This is a genomic window from Streptomyces sp. NPDC002566 (genome assembly GCF_042889585.1).
Lineage (GTDB): Bacteria > Actinomycetota > Actinomycetes > Streptomycetales > Streptomycetaceae > Streptomyces.
The window spans coordinates 161679-172882 of the sequence record NZ_JBIARD010000003.1 but is presented as its reverse complement, the minus strand read 5'-3'; the positions used below and the strand labels follow the sequence as shown (position 1 = coordinate 172882).

10 protein-coding genes are annotated in these 11204 nt (G+C 71.4%); 7 read left to right on the top strand and 3 right to left on the bottom strand.

From position 1 onward, the window contains the following. Window positions 1-211: 211 nt before the first annotated feature. The 6 genes from gap (at window position 212) to pgi (ending at window position 6142) form a co-directional block, all read left to right on the top strand. Window positions 212-1219 carry a type I glyceraldehyde-3-phosphate dehydrogenase gene (gene gap, locus ACFYXA_RS13585; RefSeq protein WP_352252830.1) on the top strand — a complete coding sequence of 336 codons (1008 nt, stop codon included), beginning with the start codon at window positions 212-214 and terminating at the stop codon, window positions 1217-1219. Between the two features lie 135 nt (window positions 1220-1354). After that, window positions 1355-2566, top strand: coding sequence for a phosphoglycerate kinase (locus tag ACFYXA_RS13580; RefSeq protein ID WP_351096975.1), 1212 nt, complete (start codon window positions 1355-1357; stop codon window positions 2564-2566). A gap of 5 nt (window positions 2567-2571) precedes the next feature. Next, the gene (gene tpiA / locus ACFYXA_RS13575) at window positions 2572-3348 is read left to right on the top strand and encodes a triose-phosphate isomerase (protein WP_352252834.1); all 777 of its coding nucleotides are present in this window, start codon (window positions 2572-2574) and stop codon (window positions 3346-3348) included. A gap of 101 nt (window positions 3349-3449) precedes the next feature. Then, window positions 3450-3680: a preprotein translocase subunit SecG gene (gene secG, locus ACFYXA_RS13570; protein WP_207228689.1), complete on the top strand. Its 231-nt coding sequence runs from the start codon at window positions 3450-3452 to the stop codon at window positions 3678-3680. Window positions 3681-3916: 236 nt separating this feature from the next. Continuing rightward, on the top strand, window positions 3917-4252 hold the full coding sequence (locus tag ACFYXA_RS13565; protein WP_078637775.1) for an RNA polymerase-binding protein RbpA: 336 nt from the start codon (window positions 3917-3919) through the stop codon (window positions 4250-4252). Window positions 4253-4495: 243 nt separating this feature from the next. Beyond that, window positions 4496-6142 carry a glucose-6-phosphate isomerase gene (gene pgi, locus ACFYXA_RS13560; protein WP_352252837.1) on the top strand — a complete coding sequence of 549 codons (1647 nt, stop codon included), beginning with the start codon at window positions 4496-4498 and terminating at the stop codon, window positions 6140-6142. Window positions 6143-6171: 29 nt separating this feature from the next. On the opposite strand, the gene ACFYXA_RS13555 is transcribed toward pgi, so the two are convergent. Genes ACFYXA_RS13555 through ACFYXA_RS13545 form a run of 3 tightly spaced genes read right to left on the bottom strand, consistent with a single transcriptional unit; the run spans window position 6172 to window position 9778 of the window. Further along, on the bottom strand, window positions 6172-8460 hold the full coding sequence (locus ACFYXA_RS13555) for an FtsX-like permease family protein (protein ID WP_389032064.1): 2289 nt from the start codon (window positions 8458-8460) through the stop codon (window positions 6172-6174). Window positions 8461-8498: 38 nt separating this feature from the next. Further along, window positions 8499-9248 carry an ABC transporter ATP-binding protein gene (locus ACFYXA_RS13550; RefSeq protein WP_389032061.1) on the bottom strand — a complete coding sequence of 250 codons (750 nt, stop codon included), beginning with the start codon at window positions 9246-9248 and terminating at the stop codon, window positions 8499-8501. Next, window positions 9245-9778 carry a PadR family transcriptional regulator gene (locus tag ACFYXA_RS13545; protein ID WP_352252844.1) on the bottom strand — a complete coding sequence of 178 codons (534 nt, stop codon included), beginning with the start codon at window positions 9776-9778 and terminating at the stop codon, window positions 9245-9247. Before ACFYXA_RS13545 ends, ACFYXA_RS13550 begins: the two co-directional genes overlap by 4 nt. Window positions 9779-9911: 133 nt before the next feature. Here ACFYXA_RS13545 and ACFYXA_RS13540 point away from each other — a divergent pair, with 133 nt between their 5' ends. Beyond that, window positions 9912-11180, top strand: coding sequence for an ABC transporter substrate-binding protein (locus tag ACFYXA_RS13540; protein WP_352252846.1), 1269 nt, complete (start codon window positions 9912-9914; stop codon window positions 11178-11180). The last annotated feature ends 24 nt before the right edge of the window (window positions 11181-11204 follow it).

Sequence of the window (11204 nt, the reverse complement as noted above, 5' to 3'; positions counted from 1 at the left end):
CTTTGACGGTGCGTGGCGAAAACGGTCCCGAAGGGCCTCTGGCCAGGGCGGTCCGTACCCCTACTGGCGGGTACGGACCGCCATGCCGTGTATGGGCCGACTCAATGTCACTCCCCGGGGTCCGGAGAGGTAGGGTCGGGGGTGGTCGGGGACATCCCAAATACAGCTCGCCGGCACCGCATGGCCGGCGTACCAACGAGGAGATCGGTTCGTGACGATCCGCGTAGGCATCAACGGCTTCGGCCGTATCGGGCGTAACTACTTCCGCGCGCTCCTGGAGCAGGGTGCTGACATCGAGATCGTGGCTGTCAACGACCTGGGTGACACCGCGACCACCGCTCACCTGCTCAAGTACGACACCATCCTGGGCCGTCTGAAGGCCGAGGTCTCGCACACCGCCGACACGATCACCGTCGACGGCAAGACCATCAAGGTGCTCGCCGAGCGCAACCCCGCGGACATCCCGTGGGGCGAGCTGGGCGTCGACATCGTCATCGAGTCCACCGGCATCTTCACCAAGAAGGAAGACGCCGGGAAGCACCTCGCCGGCGGCGCCAAGAAGGTCCTCATCTCGGCTCCGGCCAAGGACGAGGACGTCACCATCGTGATGGGCGTCAACCAGGACAAGTACGACCCGGCGAACCACCACGTCATCTCCAACGCCTCCTGCACCACCAACTGTGTGGCGCCGATGGCGAAGGTCCTCGACGAGAACTTCGGCATCGTCAAGGGCCTGATGACGACGGTGCACGCGTACACCAACGACCAGCGCATCCTGGACTTCCCGCACAAGGACCTGCGCCGCGCCCGCGCCGCCGCCGAGAACATCATCCCGACCACGACGGGCGCCGCCAAGGCCACCGCCCTGGTCCTGCCCCAGCTCAAGGGCAAGCTCGACGGCATCGCGATGCGCGTCCCGGTCCCCACCGGCTCCGTCACCGACCTGGTGCTGGAGCTGGGCCGCGAGGTCACCAAGGAAGAGGTCAACGCCGCCTTCCAGAAGGCCGCCGAGGGCGAGCTCAAGGGCATCCTGGAGTACACGGAGGACCCGATCGTCTCCTCCGACATCGTCAACGCCCCCGCGTCCTGCACCTTCGACTCGTCCCTGACCATGGTCCAGGACGGCAAGAACGTGAAGGTCATCGGCTGGTACGACAACGAGTGGGGCTACTCCAACCGCCTCGTCGACCTGACGGTCTTCGTCGGCGGCCAGCTCTGACCGACAGAGCGGGCGGCTCGGTGTGAGAGCAGGGCTCGGGCAGCGCGGGGACGCGTGGCCCGGGCCCTGACTCACGTCACGACAGGCCTTCTCTACGATCACGGAGTACCACCAGCCCTCCCGGGAGCCCCTTTCATGAAGACGATCGACGAACTTCTCTCCGAAGGCGTGGCAGGCAAGCGCGTCTTCGTCCGTGCCGACCTCAACGTGCCGCTGGACGGCGGCGCCATCACCGACGACGGCCGCATCCGCGCCGTGCTGCCGACCGTCAAGGCCCTCGCGGACGCGGGCGCCAAGGTGGTCGTCGCCTCGCACCTGGGCCGCCCCAAGGGCGCCCCGGACCCGGCCTTCTCCCTCGCCCCGGCCGCCGCCCGCCTCGGCGAACTCCTCGGCGCCGACGTCGCCTTCGCGACCGACACGGTCGGCGAGTCCGCCCGCTCCACCGTCGCCGGCCTCGCCGACGGCCAGGTCGCCGTCATCGAGAACCTGCGCTTCAACGCGGGCGAGACGTCCAAGGACGACGCCGAGCGCGGCGAGTTCGCCGACCGGCTCGCCGAACTCGCCGACCTCTACGTCGGCGACGGCTTCGGCGCGGTGCACCGCAAGCACGCCTCCGTCTACGACCTCCCGGCCCGGCTGCCGCACGCGGCCGGCTACCTCATCGCCACCGAGGTCGGCGTCCTGAAGAAGCTCACCGAGGACGTCAAGCGGCCCTACGTCGTCGCCCTCGGCGGCGCCAAGGTCTCCGACAAGCTCGCCGTCATCGACGAGCTGCTCGGCAAGGCCGACCGCCTCCTCATCGGCGGCGGCATGGCGTACACCTTCCTCAAGGCCCAGGGCCACGAGGTCGGCATCTCCCTCCTCCAGGAGGACCAGATCCCGACCGTCACCGAGTACATCGCGCGCGCCGAGAAGACCGGCGTCGAACTGGTCCTGCCGGTCGACGTGCTGGTCTCGCCCGAGTTCCCGGACCTGAAGGCCAAGACGCCCACCCACCCCACGACCGTCGCCGCGGACTCGATCCCCGCCGACCAGGAGGGTCTGGACATCGGTCCCGAGACCCGCAAGCTGTACGCCTCGAAGCTCGCCGACGCGGCCACCGTCTTCTGGAACGGCCCGATGGGCGTCTTCGAGCACCCCGACTACGCCGAGGGCACCAAGGCGGTCGCCCAGGCCCTCCTCGACTCCCCGGGCTTCACGGTCGTCGGCGGTGGCGACTCCGCCGCGGCCGTCCGCCTCCTGGGCTTCGACGAGAACGCATTCGGCCACATCTCGACCGGCGGCGGCGCCTCCCTCGAATACCTCGAGGGCAAGACGCTCCCCGGCCTCGCCGCACTGGAGGACTGACCCACATGACCGCGCGCACGCCGCTGATGGCGGGCAACTGGAAGATGAACCTCAACCACCTCGAGGCCATCGCCCACACCCAGAAGCTCGCCTTCGCCCTCGCGGACAAGGACTACGAGGCCGTCGAGGTCGCCGTCCTGCCGCCCTTCACCGACCTGCGCTCCGTGCAGACCCTGGTCGACGGCGACAAGCTCAAGATCAAGTACGGCGCCCAGGACATCTCGGCGCACGACGGGGGCGCCTACACCGGCGAGATCTCCGGCGCCATGCTGGCCAAGCTGAAGTGCACGTACGTGGCCGTCGGCCACTCCGAGCGCCGCCAGTACCACGCCGAGACCGACGAGCTGGTCAACGCCAAGGTCAAGGCCGCCTACAAGCACGGCCTCACCCCGATCCTGTGCGTGGGCGAGGAGCTGGAGGTCCGCGAGGCGGGCAACCACGTCTCCCACACCCTCGCCCAGGTCGAGGGCGGCCTGAAGGACCTCCCGGCCGAGCAGGCCGAGACCGTCGTCATCGCCTACGAGCCCGTGTGGGCCATCGGCACCGGCAAGGTCTGCGGCGCCGAGGACGCCCAGGAAGTCTGCGCCGCCATCCGCGGCAAGGTCGCCGAGCTGTACTCCCAGGAGCTGGCCGACAAGGTCCGCATCCAGTACGGCGGCTCCGTGAAGTCGGGCAACGTCGCGGAGATCATGGCCCAGGCCGACATCGACGGCGCCCTGGTCGGCGGCGCCTCGCTGGACGCCGACGAGTTCGTCAAGATCGTGCGCTTCCGCGACCAGTGAGTATGCGGTAGCGGCGATCCGTCGTACCCTTGCGGGGGCGCAGCGACGTCGCTGCGCCCCCGTCGTCATCCGAATCCGAGGAAGTTGGTCCAGCCGTGGTTTTGGGGTTCTCGATCGCCCTGATCGTCTTCAGCCTGCTGCTGATGCTGCTGGTGCTGATGCACAAGGGAAAGGGCGGCGGCCTCTCCGACATGTTCGGTGGCGGTATGCAGTCCTCCGTCGGCGGCTCCTCGGTCGCCGAGCGCAACCTCGACCGCATCACCGTGGTGATCGGTCTGCTGTGGTTCGCGTGCATCGTCGTCCTCGGCATCCTCATGAAGACGAACAGCTGAGCGGACGACCGGCCGCTGAGCGGTCGCCCTGCTGAGAGCGCACACAAACGCACATTCCTCACGTAACGCCCCATGTTCGGTACGCGCGGCTGACCGCGGCCTATCATGGACGCTTGCAGCGCGGGTCCTGTAACTCCGGTCACTGGACGCGCGTTGGGCCTTACGTAGACTGAGGCGCTCGCGGCGAAGCGAAACCCGACTCGCTTCGCGGCACCATCACGCAGGGAGTTACGACCGTGGCAAGTGGCAACGCGATCCGGGGAAGCCGGGTCGGGGCGGGGCCGATGGGCGAGGCCGAGCGCGGTGAGTCAGCGCCGCGTCTGCGCATCTCCTTCTGGTGCTCCAACGGGCATGAGACGCAGCCCAGCTTCGCCAGCGACGCGCAGGTGCCCGAGACCTGGGACTGCCCGCGCTGCGGCTTCCCGGCCGGCCAGGACCGGGACAACCCCCCGGCCCCGCCGCGCACCGAGCCCTACAAGACGCACCTCGCCTATGTGCGGGAGCGGCGCAGCGACGCGGACGGCGAGGCGATCCTCGCCGAGGCGCTCGCCAAACTGCGGGGCGAGATCTAGGAGTTGGAGACCGGCCGGGTGCCTTCGGGTACCTGGCCGGTCGCTTTCCGCCCCGCGCGCGCCGGCCGCCCGGTCCCGCCCGCTCGCGTGGGCCGTGAGGCGAACCGCCCCTTTCGGCCGTATCTGTTGTCGCACCCCCGCACGGGCCCGCGTCAGCTCACCTCGTGGGCTGATCAATTAGGTTGATACCCGAGCGGGACAAGACGCGCAGCACGGACAGGCGAGGAAGAGGGCTGGCTCGACATGAACGCAGACGGCACGAGGCTCAATCAGATGCCCGAGTGGACCGCTCTGGCCAAGCACCGTGAACAGCTCGGCGGGGTGGGGCTGCGCGAGCTGTTCGCCGACGACCCGGGGCGCGGCGAGACGTACACCCTGCAGGTCGGCGACCTGCACATCGACTACTCCAAGCACCTCGTCACCGACGAGACGCTGCGGCTGCTGCGCGAGCTGGCCGCCGCCACCGACGTCTTCGGCCTGCGGGACGCCATGTTCCGCGGCGAGAGGATCAACACCACCGAGGACCGCGCCGTCCTGCACACCGCGCTGCGCGCCCCGCGCGACGCGGTGATCGAGGTCGACGGGCAGAACGTGGTCCCCGCGGTGCACGCCGTCCTCGACAGGATGGCCGACTTCGCGGGCCGGGTCCGCTCAGGCGAGTGGACCGGCCACACCGGCCGCCGCATCCGCAACGTCGTCAACATCGGCATCGGCGGCTCCGACCTCGGCCCGGCCATGGCCTACGAGGTGCTGCGCGCCTTCACCGACCGCGACCTCACGGTCCGTTTCGTCTCCAACGTCGACGGCGCCGACCTGCACGAGGCGACACGGGACCTGGACCCGGCCGAGACGCTGTTCATCGTCGCGTCCAAGACGTTCACCACCATCGAGACGATCACCAACGCCGGCTCGGCCCGCGCGTGGGTGCTGGACGCCCTCGGCGACGACGCCGCTGTGGCGAAGCACTTCGTCGCGCTGTCCACCAACGCCGAGAAGGTCGCCGACTTCGGCATCGACACGGCCAACATGTTCGAGTTCTGGGACTGGGTCGGCGGGCGGTACTCCTTCGACTCGGCGATCGGGCTCTCCCTGATGATCGCCGTCGGCCCGGACCGCTTCCGTGAGATGCTCGACGGCTTCCGGCTCGTCGACGAGCACTTCCGCACCGCGCCCGCCGAGGCCAACGCCCCTTTGCTGCTCGGGCTGCTGGGCGTCTGGTACGGCAACTTCCACGACGCGCAGTCGCACGCCGTGCTGCCGTACAGCCACTACCTGTCCAAGTTCGCCGCTTACCTTCAGCAGTTGGACATGGAGTCCAACGGCAAGTACGTCGGCCGCGACGGCCGGGAGGTGGACTGGCAGACGGGCCCGGTGGTGTGGGGCACGCCGGGCACCAACGGCCAGCACGCCTACTACCAGTTGATCCACCAGGGGACGAAGCTGATCCCGGCGGACTTCATCGGCTTCGCCGAGCCGGTCGCCGAGCTCAGCGACCGCCTCAAGGCGCAGCACGACCTGCTGATGGCCAACTTCTTCGCCCAGACGCAGGCGCTGGCCTTCGGCAAGACGCCGGACGAGGTGCGCGAGGAGGGAGTGCCCGAGGAGCTGGTCGCCCACAAGACGTTCAAGGGCGACCACCCGACGACGACGATCCTCGCGGGCGAGCTGACGCCGTCGGTCCTCGGCCAGCTCATCGCCCTCTACGAGCACAAGGTGTTCGTGCAGGGCGCGATCTGGAACATCGACTCCTTCGACCAGTGGGGCGTGGAGCTGGGCAAGGTCCTCGCCAAGCGCGTCGAGCCGGCCCTGACCGAGGGCGCGGACGTGCCGGGCCTGGACGCCTCCACACGGGCCCTGGTCGCCAGGTACCGCACACTGCGCGGCCGCTGAGCACGCCGCTCAGGTCATGAGCACGCCGCTCAGGTCACGGCGCTGAGCGTGTCCGCGAGTCTGCGGCGCGAGGCGCGGGCGGCCGGAAGCGCCGCCAGGGCGGCCGCGCCCAGCACGGCCGCCGCGCCGAGCAGCAGCAGGAGCGGCAGGGGCGGGGACTGCGCGATCCCCGCCCCGATGCCGCTGGACCGGCCCTGGGCGTCGATCAGCCAGAGCGCGAGAGGCGTGCCCAGGGCCGTGCCCACCACGGCCGCCGTCAGCGTCGTGCAGGCGGTGGCCGTCACCGTGATCGCTGTGATCTGGCGGGGGGACAGACCGACGGCCTTGAGGGCGAGCAGATCGCGTTCGCTTTCACGGACCGTGCCGCCGATCACCGTCAGCAGCTCGATCAGCCCGATCAGGGCCAGGACGGCGATCACCGCCACCACCACCCCGCGCAGCGGGGAGAGCCCGTCGGCCGGGTTGACGGCGGTGTGGACGTCCAGACGGCCCTGGCCGGCCGCGGTGAGGCGGGCCGCGACCTCGGCCGGGTCGGCGCCGGGGGTCAGCCGGAGCTGGTAGAGGGTCGGGCCGCCCAGCCCGGGCGCGTTCTCGTGGAGCGTGTCGAGCGAGGTGGAGATGACCCGGCCGGCGTTCTCCGGTTCGATGCTGCGCCCCACGATGTGCAGGATCTGCGGCTGGTCGCCCACCGTCATCCGCACCCAGTCGCCGACGCCCACGTCCAGCAGGTCGAGCAGCCCCTGCCCGGCCACCGCCTCGTCCGGGCCGTGCGCCGGACGGCCCTCGGCCAGGGTGTACGGGTAGGGGTCCTGGCGGGTGCCGTAGCCGCGCAGGGCGATCGTGGCCGTCTGGCCGGGGACCAGGGCCGCCACCTCCACACCGGGGTAGGCGGCGGCGACCTGCGGATCGCGGGTGAGGAGCGCGCGTGTGGAGGCATCGGCGAGCGCGGCGTCCGGGTGGACCGTGAGCGCGGTGGGCAGGCCCGTGCGCTCGGGTGCGCTGTGGAAGCGGTCGATCGTGGTCCAGGCGCTCAACGCGACCACGATCAGCAGCAGCGGCAGCGCGAGCCGGGCCACCGTCGCCAGGGACCTCAGCCGGCGGGTGAGGAAGGCCTTGTGCCAGCCGAGGACCAGCGCGGGCGGCAGCCGCAGCCCGAGCGCCCGCAGCGCCGCCCCGGACAGCCGTCCGCCCGACGGCGAGACCGGACGCGGCACCGGCACCGGCGGCACACGCCCCGCCCGCCACGCGGCGAGACCGGTGATCGCGGCGATGAACAGCACCGCCCCCGCCGGCACCGCGAACAACGCCACCGTGTGCCCCGGCAGCCCCTGCCAGACGCCGACCGCGTCCCCGAGCCGGCCGGGGACGAGACTGCCCAGCGCCTGGGTGAGGGCCGCCGCGGCCGTCGCGCCCAGCAGCGCGTAGGCGATGTGCTGGAGCAGGAAGATCCGCACGACCTGGCCGGGGGTGAAGCCGATCGCCTTCAGGATCGAGATGTCCCGCAGATGACCGCGGATCCGGGTGGCGATCGCACCGTGCACCGCGAACCCGGCGGCGACGAGGGCGCCCAGCCCGAACAGGCCCAGCACCTGCCCCAGCAGCCGGTTGTCGCCCTGGGCCTCGGCACGCGCCTGCTGCCAGGTGGAGACCTCGCTGACCGCGCCGGCGCCCAGCACCGTGACCGCGCGCTGGACGGCGTAGTCCGTGTCCTCGGGATCGGCCAGGCGCAGCCCGACCACCTGGCCGGACGGATCCGGCACGGCGGACGGCAGCGCCCAGACGAGGCCGGGCCGGTCGCCCGGGCTGTAGCGGGGCTCGGCGCTGTCGGCGATGCCGAGCACGGTCAGTTCGTGCGCGGCGCCGGGCAGGGCGAGGGTGTCACCGGGCTCGGCGACCAGAGTGCGGGCGAGACGGCTCTCCAGGACCACGCCGTCGGGCGTCGCGGGATCCAGCCAGCGGCCGGAGAGCAGCAGCGGGCGGCCCACGGCCGGCTGCTCGGACGTGCCGCGCAGCTCGACAGAGGCGCGGGCGCCGCGCGAGGTCACGGTGGTGGAGGCGGTCGGCCAGGGCCCGGCGACGGAGTCGACGCCGTCCAGCGAGCGCAGCCCGTCCGTCGCGGCGGACGGGCCGGTGTGGATCCACACATGCGCGCCGCGCGCCTGGGTGAACACCCGCTGCCAGGGGTTGGTGGCGTACCCGAACAGCGCCGCCGCCAGCAGCAGTGAGGCGACGACGCCCGCCGTGGCCAGCACCAGGAACAGCGCCTCGCCGCGGTGCGTGCGCAGATCGGAGTGCGCCCAGCGCAAGGTGGCCCGCACCGTCTCAGCCCTTCCGGGATTCGTCGTACGCCCGCACGTCAGTCCCTCAGCTCCAGCACGCCCGAGATGCCGACGCCGCGCGCGGGAGCGCCGTCGAGGGTCGCGTCGTCGGCGATCCGCCCGTCGAAGAAGCTGATCACCCGGTCCGCGGCGCTCGCCAGCCGGGCGTCATGGGTGACGAGCACGATGCTCTGCCCGCGCCGGTGGAAGCGGGACAGCAGCCGCATCACCTCACGGGTGCCCTTGCTGTCGAGGCTGCCCGCGGGCTCGTCGGCCAGCAGCAGCGGCGGACGGTTCACGAGGGCGCGGGCCAGCGCCACCCGCTGCTGCTCGCCGCCGGACAGCTCGCCCGGCATGCTCCGCTCCTTGCCCGCGAGTCCCAGCTCGGCCAGCAGCCCCTCCCGCTCGGCACGCGCCTGCCTGGGGGAGACGCCGGCGAGCAGCGCGGGCAGTTCCACGTTGTCGGCGACGGACAGGTTCGACACCAGGTTGAAGAACTGGAAGACGATCCCGATGCGCTTCCTGCGCTCGATGGCCCAGCGCGCCTCGCTGTAGGCGTCCGTGCACTCGCCGTCCAGCCAGAGGCTGCCGGCGTCCGGCCGTTGCAGCCCGCCGAGCAGATGCAGCAGCGTCGACTTCCCGGCGCCGGAGGGACCCGTGATCGCCACGAACTCGCCGCGCTCCACGCACAGGTCCACCCCGCGCACCGCACGGGCCGGGGCGCCCTCGCCGTGATGCGTCTTGACCAGGCCCTCGGCGCGCAGCACCGGAGCGGGGCGCTCGCTCACTCCAGCTCCTCCAGCTCGTTCAGCTCTTCCAGTTCTTCCTGACACCGCTCCAGCCAGTCCAGGTCGGCCTGCAGGTGCAGCATCGCGCCCTCGATCAGCAGATGGGCGATGCGGTTGTTCCGGTCCTCGGCGGCCGCCAACTTCGACAGCGAGCGCATGGTGTTCAGGTACTGGCGCCGCTGCTGGTTGATGAGGGCGAGCTGGTCGGCGAGGCCGGTACGCGGGGCGAGGGCCAGCTTCATGAAGAACTCGTCCCGCACCCGCGGCTCGTCCTCGGGCTCCGAGAACCAGGTGCGCAGCGCCGCCCGCCCGTCGTCGGTGAGGTGGTAGACCTTCTTGTTGGGCCGGCTGGACTGCTCGACGGCCTCGCCCTCGATCAGCCCTTGCTTCTCGAGGCGGCCGAGGGTCACATAGATCTGGCCGACGTTCGGCTGAGGGTACGCGGAGCCCAGCAGTTGCTCAAGGTCCTGCTTCAGCTCGTACCCGTGGGCCGGTCCGCGCGCGAGAAGTGCCAGGAGGGGCAGGCGCACTCGTGCTGTCCTCCTGTCCTAGCCCTGGGGTCTATTGTGTTCCAGGCCCTAGTATCGCCCATACCTAACAGGTATACATGGCCTCTGACTCCGGGCGAAGGCGCCCGGGGCCCGGGTGCGCTGGGAGGAACCTATGCGGTGGATACGTGCCGCCGGTAGGGGACTCCTTGTTCTGATCGTGGTCATGACCGGGTACGTCGCCTCGGGCGCCCGCGCCGACGAGGGGGGCGGTGACGGCCGCGGGCCGCTGACACTCGCCACCGCCGGAGACCTCACCGGCTACCTCGGCCCCCTGCTCCAGGGCTGGAACCGCACCCACCCCGGCGAACGGGTCACCCTCGTCGAGCTTCCGGACTCCGCCGACGAGACCCACGCGCAGATGGCCACCGACCTGCGCGACGGCGACCGCAGCCGCTTCGACGTCCTCAACATCGACGTCAGCTGGACCTCCGAGTTCGCCGCCGCGGGCTGGATACGCCCGCTGCCCGCCGACCGCTTCCCCCTGCGGGACTTCCTGGCGCCGGTCGTGGACACGGCCACCTACGACGGGCGGCTGTACGCCGTCCCGTACGTCACCAACGCCGGCCTCCTCCTCTACCGCGCGGACGTGCTCGCGAAGGAGGGCGTCCCGCCGCCGCGCACCTGGGCCGAACTGGAACGGTACGCCCGGACCATCGCCCCGAAGCACCGGCTCGACGGCTACGCCGGACAGTTCCTGCCCTACGAGGGGCTCACCGTGAACGCCGCCGAGGCCGTCTACTCGGCGGGCGGCAGCATCCTCGGCGACGAGGGGGCGCGGGTCACCGTGGACTCGGCCGCCGCCCGCGAGGGCATCGGCTTCCTCGCCCGGGGCGTGCGCGAGGGATGGATACCGAAACGGGCCCTCACCTACAAGGAGGAGGAGTCCAGGCAGGCCTTCCAGGACGGCCGGCTGCTCTTCCTGCGCAACTGGCCCTACGCCTACGTCGCCGCCTCCGCCCCCTCCTCGAAGGTCGCCGGAAAGGTCGGCGCCGTGCCGCTGCCCGGACCGGACGGCCCCGGCACCAGCGTCCTGGGCGGCTCCAACCTCGCGGTGAACACGCACGCACGGCACCCCGACTCCGCCGCGCGGCTGATCGCCTACCTCACCAGCGAGCCCGTCCAGCGCCAGGTCCTCACCCGCGGCGCCCTGCCGCCGGTGCGCGCCGCGCTCTACGAGGACCCCGGACTGATCCGGGCGTTCCCGTATCTGCCGACCCTGCGCGAGAGCGTGCTCGCGGCCGCGCCGCGCCCCAAGAGCCCGCGCTACGACCAGGTCAGCCTGGTCGTGCAGTCGGTCGTGCACGACGCCATGGCCGGGCACGAGACGCCCGAGGCGGCGGTGCGCCGGCTGGCGCGGGAACTCGCCGCGATCTCCCGCTGACGAGAGCCGGCCGCGCGCTTCACT

Coding starts and splice junctions, on each gene's coding strand:
- ACFYXA_RS13580 (WP_351096975.1), top strand. CDS start 1,355: ATGAAGACGATCGACGAACTTCTCTCCGAAGGCGTGGCAGGCAAGCGC.
- tpiA (WP_352252834.1), top strand. CDS start 2,572: ATGACCGCGCGCACGCCGCTGATGGCGGGCAACTGGAAGATGAACCTC.
- pgi (WP_352252837.1), top strand. CDS start 4,496: ATGAACGCAGACGGCACGAGGCTCAATCAGATGCCCGAGTGGACCGCT.
- ACFYXA_RS13540 (WP_352252846.1), top strand. CDS start 9,912: ATGCGGTGGATACGTGCCGCCGGTAGGGGACTCCTTGTTCTGATCGTG.